A 17,029-nucleotide genomic window follows, 5' to 3' on the forward strand; every position below is an offset into this window, starting at 1 on the left:
GGAAGGACATCCGTTGGCCAAGACCAAGACTGTCTATACGTGCACCGAATGCGGCGGCACCACGCCGCGCTGGGCCGGCCAGTGCCCGCATTGCCAGCAGTGGAACACGCTGGTGGAGACGGTGGCTGAGTCCGCCTCGAACAAGCGCTTCCAGCCGCTGGCCGCCTCGGCCACGGTGCGCAAGCTGTCGGAGATCGATGCCGCCGACGTGCCGCGCTTCTCCAGCGGCATCGATGAATTCGACCGCGTGCTGGGCGGCGGGCTGGTGTCAGGCGGCGTGGTGCTGATCGGCGGCGATCCCGGTATCGGCAAGTCAACGCTGCTGCTGCAGGCGCTGGCCAACCTGGCCGGCCAGCGCCGCGTGCTCTATGTCAGCGGCGAAGAATCCGGTGCGCAGATCGCGCTGCGCGCGCAGCGCCTGGGCGTGGAGAGTCCGTCGCTGGGGCTGCTTGCTGAAATCCAGCTGGAGAAGATCCAGGCCACGCTGGAAGTGGAAAAGCCCGAAGTGGCGGTGATCGACTCGATCCAGACGCTGTACTCGGAGGCGCTGACCTCGGCGCCGGGGTCGGTGGCGCAGGTGCGCGAATGCGCGGCGCAGCTCACGCGCATTGCCAAGAGCAGCGGCATCACCATCATCCTGGTTGGCCACGTGACCAAGGAAGGCAGCCTGGCGGGTCCGCGCGTGCTGGAGCATATCGTCGATACGGTGCTGTATTTCGAGGGCGATACCCATTCGTCGCACCGGCTGATCCGCGCCTTCAAGAACCGCTTCGGCGCGGTCAATGAGCTGGGCGTGTTTGCGATGACCGAGCGCGGGCTGCGTGGCATCAGCAATCCGTCGGCCTTGTTCCTGTCACAGCACGAAGAGACCGTGCCGGGCTCGTGCGTGCTGGTGACGCAGGAGGGTACGCGCCCGCTGCTGGTGGAGATCCAGGCACTGGTCGACACCGCCCACGTGCCCAACCCGCGCCGGCTGGCGGTCGGGCTGGAGCAGAACCGGCTGGCGCTGCTGCTGGCGGTGCTGCACCGGCATGCGGGGATCGCCTGCTTTGACCAGGATGTGTTCCTGAACGCGGTGGGCGGCGTCAAGATCACCGAACCCGCCGCCGATCTGGCGGTGCTGCTGTCGATCCACTCGTCGATGCGCAACAAGCCGCTGCCGCGCGGCCTGGTGGTGTTCGGCGAAGTCGGCCTGGCGGGCGAGATCCGCCCCAGCCCGCGCGGGCAGGAGCGCCTGAAGGAAGCCGCCAAGCTGGGCTTCACGCTGGCGGTAATCCCCAAGGCCAACGCGCCCAAGCAGAAGATCGACGGTCTCGAAGTGATTGCGGTGGAGCGCATCGAGCAGGCCATCGACCGCGTGCGCCACCTGGACTGACCATGGGCGCTGCGTCAATCCGCCACAGGGCAGGGGGCTTGCGCTGCATGTGGCGCCAACTGCAGGCGCTGCAAAATGGGTAATAATGCGCAGCAATGCCGCGCCCAACACTGACGGCACCCTGACGGCACCGTTTGCCGGAACACCTGATCACCAACTATGCAAGCCAACTCCCGCGCCTATTTCCTGCTGATCGCCATCGTCTCCTTTGGCCTGGTCGGCGTTGCGCTCTACCTGCAGTTTGAAAAGGGCTACCAGCCTTGTCCGCTCTGCGTGATGCAGCGCTTTGCCTTTATCGGCATCGGCATCTTCTCGCTGCTGGCCGTGGTGGCGCAGAACACGCGCTCGCTGTGGCAGGGGCTGGGCATGCTGTCGGGCATCGCCGGCATTGCGGTGGCGGTCTACCATGTATCGCTGCTGCTCAATCCCAAGGCCAGCTGCGGCATCGACCCGCTGGAGAACTGGGTCAACGCGCTGCCGACAGCCAAGGTGCTGCCGCAGGTGTTCTACGCCGATGGCCTGTGCACCGCGCCGCTGCCGCCGGTGCTGGGGCTGTCGGTGCCGGTATGGTCGCTGATCTGGCTGTTTGTGCTGACGCTGACGCTGGCGGTGGGCTTGATCCGGCGGGAGAAGAATTTCCGCTGAGTCCAGGGGAAGTTACCAAGGCAAGAAACGGCGCCATTGGCGCCGTTTCTTGTTTGCGGTGGTGCTAGGGAGGGGGCTCGAACCGGATTACGCAATCTGCTCGATCTGCTCCTGCAGTTCCAGCCACTTTTCTTCCAGCGTCTCCAGCTCGCCGTTGACCTCGCCCTGGCGCTTGAGCATGTCCATCAGCTTCGCCTTGCTGGCCTCGGCATAGCTGCTTTCATCGGCCATGAACTGGTCGATCTCCTCCTTGGCGGTTTGCAGCACCGCCATGCGCTTTTCGACCTTCTCCAGTTCTTTGGTCAGCGGCTTGCGCAGCGCCGACAGCCGCTGGCGCTCGTCGGCTTCGGCGCGGCGCTGGTCCTTGCGGTTGACCGCAGCCGCGGCATCGCCGGCGTTTTCTGCCTGGTGCGCGGCGGTGGCGGCATTGCGCTTGGCCGCGGCCTGTTGCAGCAGCCAGTCGCGGTAGTCGTCCAGGTCGCCGTCGAAGGGCTTGATGGTGCCGTCGGCCACCAGCATGAACTGGTCGGCGGTGGCGCGCAGCAGGTGGCGGTCGTGCGAGACCAGGATCAGCGTGCCCTCGAACTGCGCCAGCGCCATGGTCAGCGCCTCGCGGGTGTCGAGGTCCAGGTGGTTGGTCGGTTCATCGAGCAGCAGCAGGTTGGGCTTTTGCCAGACGATCAGCGCCAGCGCCAGCCGGGCCTTTTCGCCGCCGGAGAAGGGCTCGATTGGCGCGGTGGCCATGTCGCCGCGGAAGTTGAAGCTGCCGAGGAAGTCGCGCAGTTCCTGCTCGCGCGTGTCGGGCGCCAGGCGTGCCAGATGCTGCAGCGGCGAATCGTGGTCGCGCAGCGTTTCCAGTTGGTGCTGCGCGAAATAGCCGATCTGCAGGCCCTTGCCCAGGCGCAGCTTGCCCGTGAGCGGGTCCTGCGTGCCGGCCAGGGTCTTGACCAGCGTCGACTTGCCCTGGCCGTTGGCGCCCAGCAGGCCGATGCGCTGGCCGGTCTGGATCGACAGCGCCAGGTTGTGCAGGATGGTAACGGGCGGCTCCGCTTCGGCATAACCGCAGTCGACACCGTCGAGCACCATCATCGGGTTGGGCGCGGCGTCGGGCTCGCGGAATTCAAAGGCGAAGCCCGCAGCCACGTGCACCGGCGCCAGCCGCTCCATCTTTTCCAGCGCTTTGACCCGGCTCTGCGCCTGGCGCGCCTTGGTGGCCTTGGCCTTGAAGCGCGTGATGAACGATTCCAGGTGCGCGATCTCCTTCTGCTGGCGCACGTAGGCCGATTGCTGCTGCGCCATCTGCTGCAGCCGCAGGGTCTCGAACAGCGTGTAGTTGCCGCCGTAGCGCCGCAGTTGCTGGTTCTCGATATGCACGGTGACGTTGCAGATCGCGTCGAGGAATTCGCGGTCGTGCGAAATCATCACCAGCGTGCCGGGATAGCGCGCCAGCCAGTCTTCCAGCCAGACGATGGCGTCAAGGTCCAGGTGGTTGGTCGGTTCGTCGAGCAGCAGCAGGTCGGACGGGCACATCAGCGCCTGCGCCAGGTTCAGGCGCATGCGCCAGCCGCCCGAGAACGAGGCCACCGGCTGCGATACCTGCGCCAGCGTGAAGCCCAGGCCCAGCAGCAGGGCCTCGGCGCGCGCGGGAGCGGTGTAGCCGTCGGCGTCGGCATAGGCGGCGTGGGCATCGCCCTCGGCGCTGCCGTCGCCGCTGGCCTGCGCGGCGGCAATGGCGGCTTCGATCTCGCGCAGGCGGGTGTCGCCATCGATCACATAGTCGACCGCGGTGCGGTTGACCGCGGGCGTTTCCTGCGCCACATGGGCGACGCGCCACTGCGCCGGCACACTGACATCGCCCCCGTCCGAATGCAGCTCGCCGCGCAGCAGCGCGAACAGCGTCGACTTGCCGCTGCCGTTGGCGCCGACAAGGCCCACGCGCTCGCCCGGGTTGAGCGTCACGCTGGTGTGGTCGAACAGCACCTTGGTGCCGCGCTGGAGGACTAGCTGGTCGATTCGGATCACGAGAGGGGAAATGCCTGAGTGAAAAACAGAAAAAGCGCAGAGAAAACGGGCAACCGCCGGGTCTGGAGCGCTGGCCGGCATTGTAGCGTTTCCGGTGCGGCGCACGCCGTGGCGGTGCAAAACGGCCCGGCAACCTGCACCGCCAATGGGCCTGCGTGGCGCGCGGATTCAGGGATTACCCTTGGTCTCGCAAAACTCTATTTTCTTGTGTGCTGGTTGCGTGTAAATTTATTTTCACAATAACGACCGCCATGACGACGGCCATGACATGCCGTCCGCGCCAACCGCTTTCACCATGCCTAAAGGCCATTCGATCTCAGACCGCATTGCGCGCAGCCTGCCGGCGCTGACGCCGGCGCACCGCCGCATGGCGGAATATGTGCTGGCCAACCTGTTCCGCGCCGCGACCATGCGCATCGACGAATTTGCCGCGGCGGTCGAGGTGTCGGTGGCCACGGCCAACCGCTTTGCGCGGGCGCTGGGGTTCGACGGCTATCCGCAGTTCCGGGCTGAGCTGGTGCGCGGCTTCGAGGCCACGCTGGCGCCCGTGGAGCGGCTGCGCAGCGAGCTGGAGCGGCCCGCGACCGTGGCCCAGGTCTTCGCGGCCTCGCTGGAAGATGCCGCGGCCAATGCCGAAGCCACGCTGCGCGGCATCGATCCGCAGGCGTGCGAGCGCGCAGTCTCGGCGATCCTGGCGGCGCAGCGCGTCTATGTGGCCGGCTTCGGTGCCAGCGGTTTCCTGGCGGGCCTGCTGCAGCACGGGCTGGAAATGCATTGCCGCATGGTGACCTCGGTGGCAAGTGTCGGCGGCGCCTCGCATGCGGCGCGGCAGCTGTTCAAGCTGCAGCCGAGCGACCTGCTGATCGTGATTGCCTTCCCGCGCTACGTGACGGACAGCATCGAACTGGCCGAACGCGTCAAGTCGCGCGGCGGCCAGGTACTGGCGCTGACCGACGGGCCGACCTCGCCGCTGGCGCCGCTGGCCGATATCGCCTTGTATGCGCAGGCTGGCAACCGTCTGTCCGCCAACTCCGATGCCACCGTGCTGGCGCTGATCGAGGCGCTGTGCGGCGCGGTGGCGCACCGGGCCGAACGCCCGGTCAAGGCCGCCGCCGAAATGACCGAATTCCTGCTGCCATGGCTGTATGGCACCCCTGACGCCGAACCGGCCCGCCGGTCCGCGCCCGCGACCGCGCAGCCCACCGAAGTCAAGGCCGGCGCCGCGCGCGGCCGATCCACCAATACCCGGAAGTCCTGAGCCTCCTTACCTTATGCAATCAGCAGTCATTGCCATCCACGGCGGCGCCGGTACCATCACCCGCGCGGCGATGGATGCCACCCGCGAACGCGAATACATCGAAGCATTGCAGCACGTGCTGCAAGCCGGCCAGCGCATCCTGGCAGAGGGCGGCAGCGCGCTCGATGCGGTCACCGAGGCCGTGCGCCTGCTGGAAGAATGCCCGTTGTTCAACGCCGGCAAGGGTTCCGTGCTGACCCATGCGGGCACTTATGAACTCGATGCGGCCGTGATGGACGGCTCCACGCTCAACGCCGGCGCGGTGGCCTGCGTCACGCGCCTGCGCAACCCGGTGCTGGCCGCGCGCGCGGTGCTGGACCACAGCGAGCATGTGCTTTTTGCCGGCGCCGGCGCCGAGGCTTTCGCGCAGGCACACGGGCTGGAACTGGTGGCGCCGGAGTACTACTTCACCCAGGCCCGCCACGACCAGTGGCAGCGCGCGCTCGGCAACGCCGGCATGGCGCTGCTGGACCACGACGCCGCCGCGCTGGCCGCGCAAGGCGAGATCCGGCTGGGCGACCCGATCGACCCCGACAACAAGTTCGGCACCGTTGGCGCGGTCGCCTGCGACAGCCGCGGCAACCTGGCCGCGGCCACCTCCACCGGCGGCGTGACCAACAAGCAGGTGGGCCGCGTGGGCGATACCCCGGTGATCGGCGCGGGCTGCTATGCGGACGACGTGGCGGCGGTGTCCGCCACCGGCACCGGCGAGATGTTTATCCGCACCGTGGCCGCGCACGACGTGGCCGCGCAGATGCGCTATGCGGGCCTGCCGCTCGAGGAAGCGGCGCGGCGCGTGGTGAAGGAGAAGCTGCCCGCCATCAACGGCCGCGGTGGCCTGATCGCGGTGGACCGCGCCGGCAACGTCACGCTGCCATTCAATACCGAAGGCATGTACCGCGGTTTCGCCCGGGTGGGCGAGGCCGTGAACGTATCGATCTACGGCTGAGCACCATCTCCCCGCATCACCCGGCATTACAAGGAATTCCAGTGGCTACATCCTCTATGCAAGCCTCCCGGTCCGGCATCGTGCTGCCACCGCAGCGGGTGGTATCGGTCGACGGGCTGACCGTGCGCTTTGCCACGTCCGAGCGCACCGTCGAGGCCGTGCGCAACCTGTCCTTCCATGTCGACCGCGGCGAGACCCTGGCGGTGGTGGGCGAGTCGGGCTCGGGCAAGTCGGTGACGTCGCTGGCGCTGATGCGGCTGGTGGAGCATGGCGGCGGCAAGATCGTCTCCGGCAGCATGGCGCTGCGCCGGCGCGGCGGCGAGGTGATCGACCTGGCGCGCGCGGATAACGCCACGCTGCGCGGCGTGCGCGGCGCCGACGTGGCGATGATCTTCCAGGAGCCGATGACCTCGCTCAACCCGGTGTTCCCGGTGGGCGAGCAGATCGCGGAATCGATCCGCCTGCACCAGGGCAAGAACCGCGCGGCGGCGCGCGCCGAGGCGCTGCGCATGCTGGAACTGGTGCGCATTCCCGAAGCGCGCCGCGTGCTGGAGCGCTACCCGCACCAGCTTTCCGGCGGCATGCGCCAGCGCGTGATGATCGCCATGGCGCTGTCGTGCAAGCCGGCGCTGCTGATTGCCGACGAGCCCACCACGGCGCTGGACGTGACCATCCAGGCCGAGATCTTGCAACTGATCCGCGGCCTGCAGGCCGAGATGCATATGGGTGTGGTCTTCATCACCCACGACATGGGCGTGGTGGCCGAAGTGGCCGACCGCGTGCTGGTGATGTACCGCGGCGAGAAGGTGGAAGAGGGCACCTCGGACGATGTCTTCCGTGCCCCCGCGCACCCGTACACGCGCGCGCTGCTGTCGGCGGTGCCGCGCCTTGGCGCCATGAGCGGCACCGACCTGCCGGCCAAGTTCCCGCTGCTGCAGCTGGACAGTGCCAACTCTGAGCCGGTCGCGCCGCAGGACACCGTGACCCCGGGCGTGGCCCCCATCCTGCGCGTGCAGGACCTGGTGACGCGCTTCGACGTGCCGGGTGGCCTGTTCGGCCGCGTGACGCGCCGCGTGCATGCGGTCGAGCAGGTCAGCTTCGACCTCTATCCCGGCGAGACGCTGGCGCTGGTCGGCGAGTCCGGCTGCGGCAAGTCCACCACGGGACGCTCGCTGCTGCGCCTGGTGGAAAGCCAGAGCGGCACCATCGAGTTTGCCGGGCAGAACATCAGCAAGCTGGAAGGCCCGGCGCTGCAGACCCTGCGCCGCAATATCCAGTTTATCTTCCAGGACCCGTTCGCCTCGCTCGATCCGCGCGTGCCGGTGGGCTATTCGATCATGGAGCCGCTGCTGGTGCACAAGGTCGCCAGCGGCAAGGAGGCCGGGCAGCGCGTGGCCTGGCTGCTCGACAAGGTGGGGCTGGACCCTTCGCACGCGGCGCGCTATCCGCACGAGTTTTCGGGCGGCCAGCGCCAGCGCATCTGCATTGCGCGCGCACTGGCGCTGAACCCGAAGGTGGTGGTGGCCGATGAGTCGGTGTCGGCGCTGGACGTGTCGATCCAGGCGCAGATCGTCAACCTGATGCTGGACCTGCAGCGCGAGCTGGGCATCGCCTTCCTGTTTATCTCGCACGACATGGCGGTGGTGGAGCGCGTGAGCCACCGCGTGGCGGTGATGTACCTGGGCCAGATCGTCGAGATCGGTCCGCGCCGCGCGATCTTCGAAAACCCCCAGCACCCCTACACGAAGAAGCTGATGTCGGCGGTGCCGATCGCCGATCCGGCGCGGCGCCACCTGCGGCGCGAGCCGCTCAATGACGAAATCCCCAGCCCGATCCGCGCGGTCGGCGACGAGCCGGTGGTGCAGCCGCTGGTGCAGGTCGCCGGCAGGGGGTCGCTCGGCCACTTTGTCGCCCGGCACGCCGTCGGCGGTGCCTATTGATGTTCCGGAATTACAGCAGTTACCAAGGAGAATCGACGATGTCTGCACGTATGGTTTCGCCCCGAATGTTCGCTGGCGCGTTTGCCGCCGGCGCGCTGGGCATGCTGGTCTCGGCCCCGGCCTTTGCGGCCAAGGATGCCGTGATGGCCGTATATTCGACCTTCACCTCGCTTGATCCGTACGACTCGAACGACACGCTGTCGCAGGCCGTCGGCAAGACCTTCTACCAGGGCCTGTTCGGCATGGACAAGGACATGAAGCTGGTCAACGTGCTGGCCGACAGCTACGAGGTCAGCAAGGACGGGCTGACATATACGATCAAGCTGAAGAAGGGCGTGAAGTTCCACGACGGCACCACCTTTGACGCCGCCGCCGTCAAGGCCAACCTGGATCGCGTCACCAACCCGGCCAACAAGCTCAAGCGCTATACGCTGTTCAACCGCGTGGCCAGGACCGACGTGGTCGACGCCAATACTGTCAAGGTCTCGCTGAAAGAGCCGTTCTCGCCGTTCATCAATGTGCTGGCGCACCCGTCGGCGGTGATGATCTCGCCGGCCGCGCTGCAGAAGTACGGCAAGGACATTGCCTTCCACCCGGTGGGCACCGGCCCGTTCGAGTTTGTCGAATGGAAGCAGCCCGACCACCTGAAGGGCAAGAAATTCGCCGGCTTCTGGAAGACCGGCTACCCGAAGATCGACACCATCACCTGGAAGCCGGTGGTGGACAACAACACCCGCGCCGCGATCATGCAGACCGGCGAGGCCGACTTTGCCTTCAGCATCCCGTTCGAGCAGGCCGCGGTGCTGAAGAACAGCCCGAAGGTGGAGCTGATCGCCGCGCCCTCGATTATCCAGCGCTACCTGTCCATGAACACCATGGTCAAGCCGTTCAACGACCCCAAGGTGCGCCAGGCCATCAACTACGCCATCAACAAGGACGCGCTTGCCAAGGTGGCCTTCTCCGGCTTCGCGGTGCCGGCCGAGGGCGTAGTGCCGCCGGGCGTGGACTATGCCGAGAAGCTGGGCCCGTGGCCGTATGACCCGGCCAAGGCGCGCGCGCTGCTGAAGGAAGCCGGCTACCCCAATGGCTTCGAGACCACGCTGTGGTCGGCCTACAACCACACCACCGCGCAGAAGGTGATCCAGTTCGTGCAGCAGCAGCTGCAGCAGGTGGGCATCAAGGCCTCGGTGCAGGCGCTTGAAGCCGGCCAGCGCGTGGAACGCGTGGAAAGCGTGCCCAAGCCCGAAGACGCCGGCGTGCGCATCTACTACGTGGGCTGGTCGTCGTCGACCGGCGAGTCGGACTGGGCGCTGCGCCCGCTGCTGGCTTCGGAATCGATGCCGCCCAAGCTGCTGAACACCGCGTATTACAAGAACGACCAGGTCGACGCCGATATCGCGGGCGCGCTGCGCACGACGGATCGCGGAGAAAAGGCGAAGCTGTACAAGGACGCGCAGGAACGCATCTGGAAGGATGCGCCATGGGCCTTCCTGGTGACCGAGAAGGTGCTGTTTGCGCGCAACAAGCGCCTGACGGGTGCCTATGTGATGCCGGACGGATCGTTCAATTTCGACGAGATCGATATCAAGCAGTAAATCGCTGCGACGACTAGAGGATTGCCGTCATCCCCGCGCAGGCGGGGATCCAGCGTCTTACTAAGCGGTTCGCAAGCAAAAGACGCTGGGTTCCCGCCTACGCGGGAACGACGAACAGTCCAACATATCGCAGTACCGAGCAGTAAGCAGTAAAGCAGTAAGCCGAGGTGGCCGCCTGCCCGCGTCGCGGGGTCGCAGGCGGGCGGCCTGCGGTCTTTCCTCATGGTGTGTGATGCTGAATTACTTCCTCAAACGTGTGCTGGGCGTGATCCCCACGCTGCTGATCGTGGCAGTGCTGGTGTTCCTGTTCGTCCACCTGCTGCCCGGCGATCCGGCGCGGCTGGCTGCGGGGCCTGAAGCTGACTCGGCCACGGTCGAACTGGTGCGCAAGGACCTGGGCCTGGACCGGCCGGTGCACGAGCAGTTTGTCCACTTCTTTTCCAATGCGCTGCGCGGCGAGTTCGGCAATTCGCTGCGCACCAAGCGCCCGGTCAGCGAGGAGATCGGCGACCGCTTCATGCCCACGCTGCTGCTGACGGTGGCGTCGATGGTGTGGGCGGTGGTGTTCGGCATGGCCATCGGCATCGGCTCGGCGGTATGGCGCAACCGCTGGCCGGACCGTTTCGGCATGACGCTGGCGGTCTCGGGGATTTCCTTTCCCGCCTTTGCGCTGGGCATGCTGCTGATGGAGGTGTTCTCGGTGCAACTGGGCTGGCTGCCGTCGATCGGCGCGGACACCTGGAAGCACTACGTGTTGCCTTCGGTCACGCTGGGCGCCGCGGTGGCGGCGGTGATGGCGCGCTTTACCCGCGCCTCGTTCATCGAGGTGCTGCAGGAAGACTTTATCCGTACCGCCCGGGCCAAGGGCGTGCGCGAGACGCTGGTGGTGGTCAAGCACGGCCTGCGCAACGCCATGATCCCGGTGGTGACCATGATGGGGCTGCAGTTCGGCTTCCTGCTGGGCGGCTCGATCCTGGTGGAGAAGGTATTCAACTGGCCGGGCCTGGGGCGCCTGCTGGTCGATGCCGTCGAGATGCGCGACTACCCGGTGATCCAGGCCGAGGTGCTGCTGTTCTCGCTCGAATTCATCCTGATCAACCTGGTGGTGGACATGCTCTACACCGTGATCAACCCAACCATCCGCTACAAGTGAGGCCGGCATGACTGAGCTTTCCACGCCCGCCGCAGCGCAAGCGGCAACCGCCACCGCCCCCGTGCCGGAGGCCGTGCGCACGCCCTGGACCGAGTTCTGGCGCAAATTCCGCAAGCAGCACCTGGCGCTGGGCGCCGGCGCATTCGTGCTGGTGCTGGTGGTGATTGCCATCGTCGCGCCGCATATCGTGCCCTACGACCCGGAGAACTTCTTCGACTACGACGCGCTCAACGCGGGCCCGTCGGCCGCGCACTGGATGGGCGTGGATTCGCTCGGGCGCGATATCTTCAGCCGCATCCTGGCCGGCACGCGCATCTCGCTGGCCGCGGGCTTCCTGTCGGTGATCCTCGGCGCGGTGATCGGTACCGTGCTGGGCCTGCTGGCGGGCTACTACGAGGGCTGGTGGGACCGCATCGTGATGCGCATCTCCGACGTGCTCTTTGCCTTCCCCGGCATCCTGCTGGCGATCGGCATCGTGGCCATCCTGGGCAACGGCATGACCAATGTGATCTTTGCCGTGGCCATCTTCAGCATCCCCGCGTTCGCGCGGCTGGTGCGCGGCAATACGCTGATGCTCAAGCGGCTGACCTATGTGGAAGCCGCGCGCAGCATCGGCGCGTCGGACTGGACCATCCTGATGCGCCATATCCTGCCGGGCACGGTGTCGTCGATCGTGGTGTATTTCTCGATGCGTATCGGCACCTCGATCATCACCGCCGCAGGCCTGTCGTTCCTCGGGCTGGGCGCGCAGCCGCCGACGCCGGAATGGGGGGCGATGCTCAACGAAGCCCGCGCCGACATGGTGACCGCGCCGCACGTGGCGATCTTCCCGAGCCTGGCGATCTTCCTGACCGTGCTGGCCTTCAACCTGCTGGGCGACGGCCTGCGCGATGCGCTCGACCCCAAGATCGACCGCCGCTGAACCCGGGCCGCTGAACATGACCGCATCGACAACGGGCCTGCCGCGCGTCGGCAGCCTCCCGGCGGGGCCGCTGGACAGCATTGCCGACGTGGCCGGCGTGACCGTCGGCCACTGCACGCTGGCCGACGGCGCCGTGCAGACCGGCGTCACCGTGATCCGTCCGCACGCCGGCGATCCCTACCGTGACAAGGTGCCCGCCGCGGCCACCGTGCTGAACGGCTTCGGCAAGAGCATCGGGCTGGTGCAGGTGGACGAGCTGGGTGTGCTGGAAACGCCGGTGGCGCTGACTAATACCTTTTCGGTCGGTGCGGTAGCGCAGGCACAGATCCGCGCGGCGGTGGCGGCCAATCCGGAGATCGGCCGCGCGCTGCCCACGGTCAATCCGTTGGTGTTCGAATGCAATGACGGCTACCTGAACGATATCCAGCGCATGGCGGTGCAGAGCGCTCACTATGAGGCGGCGCTGGCCGGTGCCGGGCAGGACGTCGTGCAGGGCGCGGTCGGCGCCGGGCGCGGCATGTCGGCATTCGGCGTCAAGGGCGGCATCGGCTCCGCTTCGCGCCTGGCCGGCGGCTACTGCGTGGGTGCGCTGGTGCTGGCCAATTTCGGCACGCCGGAATCGCTGACCGTGGCCGGCCGGCTGGTCGGCCCGGAGCTGGTGCGGCGGCTCGCGCAGCCCGACACCGTGGCGCAACCGGAAAAGGGCTCGATCATCATGATCCTTGCCACCGACGCCCCGCTGGACGCGCGCCAGCTGCGCCGGCTGTCGCTGCGCGCCGGCGCCGGGCTGGCGCGCACGGGCTCGGTGTTCGGGCATGGCTCGGGCGATATCGCACTCGCGTTCTCGACCGCGTATACCGTGCCGCACGACGCCGCCCGGCCGATGCCCGCCGTCGCCATGCTCCATGAAACCCGGCTCGACCCGTTGTTCCGCGCCGCGGCCGACAGCGTCGAGCAAGCCATCCTGCATGCCCTGTGGCATGCCGCACCGGTGCCGGGCCGGGACGGCCACGGCCGGCGCGCACTCCTCGATGTGATGCCCGAACTGGGCCTGGCCGCGTGATGAAGATCCTTGTTTCCACCGATATCGAAGGCGTGGCCGGCGTCTTCCACGCCGAACAGACGCGCCCCGGCAACGGCGAATACGAACGCGCCCGGGCCTGGATGACCGGCGAAGCCAATGCCGCGATTGAAGGAGCGTTTGCCGGCGGGGCCACCGAGGTGCTGGTCAATGACTCGCACGGCGGCTTCCGCAACCTGTTGCCCGACCAGCTCGATCCGCGCGCGCGGGTGGTGCTGGGCAAGCCGCGCTATCTCGGCATGATGGCCGGCGTCGAGGCGGGCGTCGACGGCGTGCTGATGATCGGCTACCACGGCCGCGCCCAGAGCCGCGGCGTGCTGGCGCACACCATCAACAGTGGCGCCTTTGCGCGGGTCTGGCTCAACGACACGGAACTCGGCGAGGCCGGGCTGTACGCCGCGCTGGCGGGCGAATTTGGCGCGCCGGTGCTGATGGCCAGCGGCGACGACGTCTTCGTGCAGGAGACCCGCGTGCTGATGCGGTGGGTGCGCTTTGTCGAGACCAAGTCGGCGGGCGGCTTCGGCAGCGGCACCTCGCTGTCGCCGGCGGCGGCGCGCGAGGCCATTGCCGCGGCGGCCGCAACCGCGGTGCGCGAACGCGCGCAGGCGCAATGCCTGCGCATCGGCGCACCGGTGGCTTGCACCTTGCAGACACTGACACCCGCGCACGCCGACCTCTTCTGCCAGTGGCCGACGCTGGAGCGGCGCGACGGCGTCACGCTGTCTTTCCAGGCCGATTCGGTGCAGGCGGCGGTGCGCATGCTGAACTGCCTGTCGGCGATGTCGTTCATGCTGAAATAGCCACCGCAGAAAGCGAATTGCCGTGGCGATCGCGCGGATCGGCGACAATGGCGGGTCGAGCAATACCCAGGCGATACTACAACGCATGACCCAGGCACACGACGGGGGCTGGATCCCCGTACGCAAGGATTTCGTCGACCTCGCCACGCGCTGCCATGCGCGGGGCGCGAGCCGCCGCCACCATGGCTTTCCGTCCGGGCAGGCCTATATCCTGCGCGACGCCGCCGGACACGAATATCCCTTTGGCGACGACTGCGCGCGTGCGGCGGTGCCGCATCCGGGCCTGCTGCTGCAGGTGCCGGATTACACCGAGCGCGATGTGGTGCTGCGCACGGCCTTGCCCGAGGTGCCGCCCCCGGCCCGCCGGCGCGATCCGGCCCAGGCCCAGGCCGCCGAGCGCGCCGCCGCGATCCGCTACCTGGTGCTGCGCATGGAGAAGGTGGCCGCGGTGCCGCGCGTGCAGCCGACAGTGCGCTTCCCGGCGCTTGAGGGCGTCTACGAACAGTACCAGCGCACCGGCGACATCGGCATCGCGCAGGTACGCCGCATCCTGGCGATCGAGCGCAGCCCGTCCACGCCGCCGCGGCTGCGCGCGACCAACCTGCTGGATGTCTATACCGCGCATGTGAAGCTGGAACGGCTGATCGCGGCATCCAACAGCGTGGACAACATCCGCTTCCTGCGCAGCCTGCATGACTGGCTGGCCCGTCACCTGGTGCTGACCGCCGGGCAGCTGGCCGCTGCCGGGATCGAGATGCATCCGCAGGCGTTTACCTCATCCGGCATCTGGGGGCCTGAGACTGAACCGCCGCCGGCCCCGGCGGGATTCCAGTCGGGCTCGCTGTTCTAGCCGCGACTGGCGAGACTCGCGGATTTGGCGTCTAATGCCTGCATCGCATCCGCTGGTGACGCCATGAGCCATTTCTCTCGCAGCTACGCCGAAGCCCGCAAGAAGTTCCTGGACGCCGCCCGCACGGCGGGCGCCGCGCTGGCGCAGTTTCCCCATCCCACCAAGCGCGGCAGTGCCGGCGAGGACCTGGCGATCGACGTGGCGCTGGCCGGCCCGGCCGAGGCGCGCCGTTGCATCATGGTGACCTCGGGCACGCATGGCGCCGAGGGCTTTGCCGGCTCCGGCGCGCAGGTGGCGTTGCTGCACGACGCCGCCCTGCTTGCCGATTGCGCCGCCGCCGACACCAGCCTGCTGCTGGTGCATGCGATCAATCCCTACGGTTTCTCCCACCTGCGCCGGGTCAACGAGGACAACGTCGACCTGAACCGCAATTTTATGGATTTCACGCAGGCGCTGCCGGAGAACGCGGCCTATGCCGAGATCGCGCCGATGCTGCTGCCGCCGCAATGGCCGCCGTCCGACACTGACCAGGCGCAGCTGATGAAGGCCGTGGCCGAGCGCGGCATGGCGTGGTACCAGGCCGCGGTCAGCCGCGGCCAGTACCAGGATCCGGGCGGCATGTTCTATGGCGGCGACAAGGCCACCTGGAGCAACTACACGCTATGCCGCATCCTGGCGCGCTTCGGCGCCGGGCGCGAGGCGCTGCGCTGGATCGACGTCCATACCGGCCTCGGGCCGTGGGGCTATGGCGAGCCCATCCACATGGGGCCGGACACGCCCGAGTCGATCACGCGCACGCGCGCGATCTGGGGCAAACGGGTGACCTCGATCTACGATGGCTCGTCGACCTCGGCCAACCTCACCGGGCTGGCCTGGCATGCCGTGCCGCAGACGCTGCCCACGGTGGACTATGCCGGCATCGCGCTGGAGTTCGGCACGCTGCCAGTGGGCGAGGTGCTGGACGCGCTGCGCGGCGATCACTGGCTGCACCGGCACCCCGAAGCCGACGAGAACCAGCGCTCGCTGGTCCGCCACGCGATGTGGCGCGCCTTCTATGGCGACGCCGACGACTGGCGCGAGGGTGTGGTGGCGCAGGTGACCGACGCGGTGCGGGACACCGTTGCCTCGGCCGATTGATGTTTCTGATGCTCACGAAAGCCTTTGCGCCACAGCCCGATCCTGCCGGACTGGACGAGGCGCCGGGTCTGCGCCACGCTGGTGTTCCTCTACATCAGCCGCCATTGGCGGGAGCCCTGGGCCCACCGCGTCACAGTTCCATCTCTGCGCACCACGTCACCACCGCGTCGCGGAAGTCCTGGCAGATCGGCGACAGGTAGCCATCGGCACGCCACAGCACGGCCAGCTCGTGCTGCCACGACATGCCCGGTGCCTCGATCGCCGCCAGGCCCTGGCCCTCGGCCTGGCGCAACATGCGCGGCGGCATGATGCCGAGCAGGTCCGAGTGCCGCAGCAGTTCGCCAAACGCCACCGGCGACGCCGTGCTTTCCACCGCCACGCGCGGCGGCGGCAGCCCGACTGAGGTAAACCGTTCCTCCAGCCACTGGCGCAGGTAGAGCGAACTGGCCGGCACCACCCAGCGCTCGCCGCTCAGGTCGGCCAGCGTGCGGAAGCTCTCGCGGCGCGGATGACTGCTGCGCGACACGATCTGCATGGTGAGGGGCCCGAGCGGCAGCCAGGCGATGCCGGCCGGCAGGCTGGTCGGGCGGGCGCCCAGGATCAGGTCGGCGTCGCCGTCCTGCAGCATCGCCATCAGGCGCGCGCTCAGGTGGGTTTCGATCGAGAACGTGGCCAGCGGGCGGGCGAGGAAGAAGCGGGCCAGCAGCGGCGACAGCAGCGACGGCAGCAGATAGGGGATGGCGCCCAGCCGTACCGAGCCCGCGCGCGCGGCGCGCTGCTCGGCCAGTTCGTTGCGCATGTCGCCGGCAGCCAGCGAGATCCGGCGCGCGTGGGCGGCCAGGGTGCGGCCCACGCTGGTCGGCACCAGCCCGCGCGGGGTGCGCTCGAACAAGGGCATGCCGGCTTCGCCTTCCAGCCGCGCCAGCGTCTTGGACAGGCCCGACTGGGTCATGCCGAGGGTGTCGGCGGCGCGGTGCAGGTTGCCCTGCTCGGTGACAACCAGGAAGGCTTCTAGATCCTCGAATCGCATGGGGCGTGACGGTTCGGCAATGGCACGGGGAAGGTGCGGGCCATTGTAGCGCCGCCCAGCGCCAGCGCCGTGTCGGCGGGGAGGGGTAGGGCCATGCGGCACTGCGCCATGCCTGGCAGGACTTGGCCAGCGCCGCGCGGGAATCACGCCGGGCGGGGTGCTGGCCTAGACTGCGTTGCATCCCTCGCGCACCGCACTTCCGCGGCCGCCACAGAAGGGAGTCAGGACAGGAG

The 17,029-nt window shown here is 68.0% G+C and carries 14 protein-coding genes; 12 read left to right on the top strand and 2 right to left on the bottom strand.

Translation table 11 applies throughout. The annotated features are described in order from the left end of the window. Positions 1-13: 13 nt before the first annotated feature. Together radA and ACREYQ_RS07225 are read left to right on the top strand one after the other, a co-directional pair. Complete coding sequence (gene radA, locus ACREYQ_RS07220) at positions 14-1,375, top strand: DNA repair protein RadA (RefSeq protein ID WP_432260063.1); 1,362 nt, start codon at positions 14-16, stop codon at positions 1,373-1,375. A gap of 159 nt (positions 1,376-1,534) precedes the next feature. After that, positions 1,535-2,020, top strand: coding sequence for a disulfide bond formation protein B (locus ACREYQ_RS07225; RefSeq protein ID WP_432260064.1), 486 nt, complete (start codon positions 1,535-1,537; stop codon positions 2,018-2,020). An 87-nt stretch (positions 2,021-2,107) separates the two neighbouring features. Here ACREYQ_RS07225 and ACREYQ_RS07230 read toward each other — a convergent pair whose 3' ends face one another. Next, positions 2,108-4,042 carry an ATP-binding cassette domain-containing protein gene (locus ACREYQ_RS07230; RefSeq protein ID WP_432260065.1) on the bottom strand — a complete coding sequence of 645 codons (1,935 nt, stop codon included), beginning with the start codon at positions 4,040-4,042 and terminating at the stop codon, positions 2,108-2,110. 295 nt (positions 4,043-4,337) lie between these two features. Here ACREYQ_RS07230 and ACREYQ_RS07235 point away from each other — a divergent pair, with 295 nt between their 5' ends. From ACREYQ_RS07235 to ACREYQ_RS07280, 10 genes are all read left to right on the top strand, one after another. After that, entirely contained in the window at positions 4,338-5,300 is a 963-nt protein-coding gene (locus ACREYQ_RS07235) for a MurR/RpiR family transcriptional regulator (protein WP_432260066.1), read from the top strand. A 13-nt stretch (positions 5,301-5,313) separates the two neighbouring features. Further along, entirely contained in the window at positions 5,314-6,288 is a 975-nt protein-coding gene (locus tag ACREYQ_RS07240) for an isoaspartyl peptidase/L-asparaginase family protein (RefSeq protein WP_432260067.1), read from the top strand. 56 nt (positions 6,289-6,344) lie between these two features. Continuing rightward, entirely contained in the window at positions 6,345-8,228 is a 1,884-nt protein-coding gene (locus ACREYQ_RS07245) for a dipeptide ABC transporter ATP-binding protein (protein WP_432260068.1), read from the top strand. Positions 8,229-8,266: 38 nt separating this feature from the next. After that, complete coding sequence (gene gsiB / locus ACREYQ_RS07250) at positions 8,267-9,823, top strand: glutathione ABC transporter substrate-binding protein GsiB (protein ID WP_432260069.1); 1,557 nt, start codon at positions 8,267-8,269, stop codon at positions 9,821-9,823. A gap of 232 nt (positions 9,824-10,055) precedes the next feature. Further along, positions 10,056-10,976 carry a glutathione ABC transporter permease GsiC gene (gsiC, locus tag ACREYQ_RS07255; RefSeq protein WP_432260070.1) on the top strand — a complete coding sequence of 307 codons (921 nt, stop codon included), beginning with the start codon at positions 10,056-10,058 and terminating at the stop codon, positions 10,974-10,976. Positions 10,977-10,983: 7 nt separating this feature from the next. Next, complete coding sequence (gsiD, locus tag ACREYQ_RS07260) at positions 10,984-11,898, top strand: glutathione ABC transporter permease GsiD (RefSeq protein ID WP_432260071.1); 915 nt, start codon at positions 10,984-10,986, stop codon at positions 11,896-11,898. A 16-nt stretch (positions 11,899-11,914) separates the two neighbouring features. Continuing rightward, a complete protein-coding gene (locus ACREYQ_RS07265) occupies positions 11,915-12,961 on the top strand; it encodes a P1 family peptidase (protein ID WP_432260072.1) in 1,047 nt (348 codons plus the stop codon). Then, positions 12,961-13,779 (top strand): M55 family metallopeptidase, encoded by an 819-nt coding sequence (locus tag ACREYQ_RS07270; RefSeq protein WP_432260073.1) that lies wholly within the window; start codon positions 12,961-12,963, stop codon positions 13,777-13,779. The genes ACREYQ_RS07265 and ACREYQ_RS07270 overlap by 1 nt, the downstream gene beginning before the upstream one ends. An 85-nt stretch (positions 13,780-13,864) precedes the next feature. Next, on the top strand, positions 13,865-14,629 hold the full coding sequence (locus tag ACREYQ_RS07275) for a hypothetical protein (protein ID WP_432260074.1): 765 nt from the start codon (positions 13,865-13,867) through the stop codon (positions 14,627-14,629). Between the two features lie 63 nt (positions 14,630-14,692). Continuing rightward, positions 14,693-15,766 (top strand): M14 family metallopeptidase, encoded by a 1,074-nt coding sequence (locus ACREYQ_RS07280; RefSeq protein WP_432260075.1) that lies wholly within the window; start codon positions 14,693-14,695, stop codon positions 15,764-15,766. Between the two features lie 130 nt (positions 15,767-15,896). Here the strand turns inward: ACREYQ_RS07280 and ACREYQ_RS07285 are convergent, their stop codons facing one another. Next, positions 15,897-16,796, bottom strand: coding sequence for a LysR family transcriptional regulator (locus tag ACREYQ_RS07285; RefSeq protein ID WP_432260076.1), 900 nt, complete (start codon positions 16,794-16,796; stop codon positions 15,897-15,899). Positions 16,797-17,029 lie beyond the last annotated feature (233 nt).

It is taken from the genome of Cupriavidus sp. TMH.W2 (assembly GCF_050847365.1).
In the GTDB taxonomy this organism is placed as follows: domain Bacteria; phylum Pseudomonadota; class Gammaproteobacteria; order Burkholderiales; family Burkholderiaceae; genus Cupriavidus.

What these genes read in the sequence shown, in the direction of transcription:
- gsiD (WP_432260071.1), top strand. Translation starts at nt 10,984, where the DNA reads ATGACTGAGCTTTCCACGCCCGCCGCAGCGCAAGCGGCAACCGCCACC.
- ACREYQ_RS07285 (WP_432260076.1), bottom strand. Translation starts at nt 16,796, where the DNA reads ATGCGATTCGAGGATCTAGAAGCCTTCCTGGTTGTCACCGAGCAGGGC.
- ACREYQ_RS07280 (WP_432260075.1), top strand. Translation starts at nt 14,693, where the DNA reads ATGAGCCATTTCTCTCGCAGCTACGCCGAAGCCCGCAAGAAGTTCCTG.
- ACREYQ_RS07225 (WP_432260064.1), top strand. Translation starts at nt 1,535, where the DNA reads ATGCAAGCCAACTCCCGCGCCTATTTCCTGCTGATCGCCATCGTCTCC.
- gsiC (WP_432260070.1), top strand. Translation starts at nt 10,056, where the DNA reads ATGCTGAATTACTTCCTCAAACGTGTGCTGGGCGTGATCCCCACGCTG.
- gsiB (WP_432260069.1), top strand. Translation starts at nt 8,267, where the DNA reads ATGTCTGCACGTATGGTTTCGCCCCGAATGTTCGCTGGCGCGTTTGCC.
- ACREYQ_RS07270 (WP_432260073.1), top strand. Translation starts at nt 12,961, where the DNA reads ATGAAGATCCTTGTTTCCACCGATATCGAAGGCGTGGCCGGCGTCTTC.
- ACREYQ_RS07235 (WP_432260066.1), top strand. Translation starts at nt 4,338, where the DNA reads ATGCCTAAAGGCCATTCGATCTCAGACCGCATTGCGCGCAGCCTGCCG.
- ACREYQ_RS07245 (WP_432260068.1), top strand. Translation starts at nt 6,345, where the DNA reads ATGCAAGCCTCCCGGTCCGGCATCGTGCTGCCACCGCAGCGGGTGGTA.
- ACREYQ_RS07275 (WP_432260074.1), top strand. Translation starts at nt 13,865, where the DNA reads ATGACCCAGGCACACGACGGGGGCTGGATCCCCGTACGCAAGGATTTC.
- ACREYQ_RS07240 (WP_432260067.1), top strand. Translation starts at nt 5,314, where the DNA reads ATGCAATCAGCAGTCATTGCCATCCACGGCGGCGCCGGTACCATCACC.
- ACREYQ_RS07265 (WP_432260072.1), top strand. Translation starts at nt 11,915, where the DNA reads ATGACCGCATCGACAACGGGCCTGCCGCGCGTCGGCAGCCTCCCGGCG.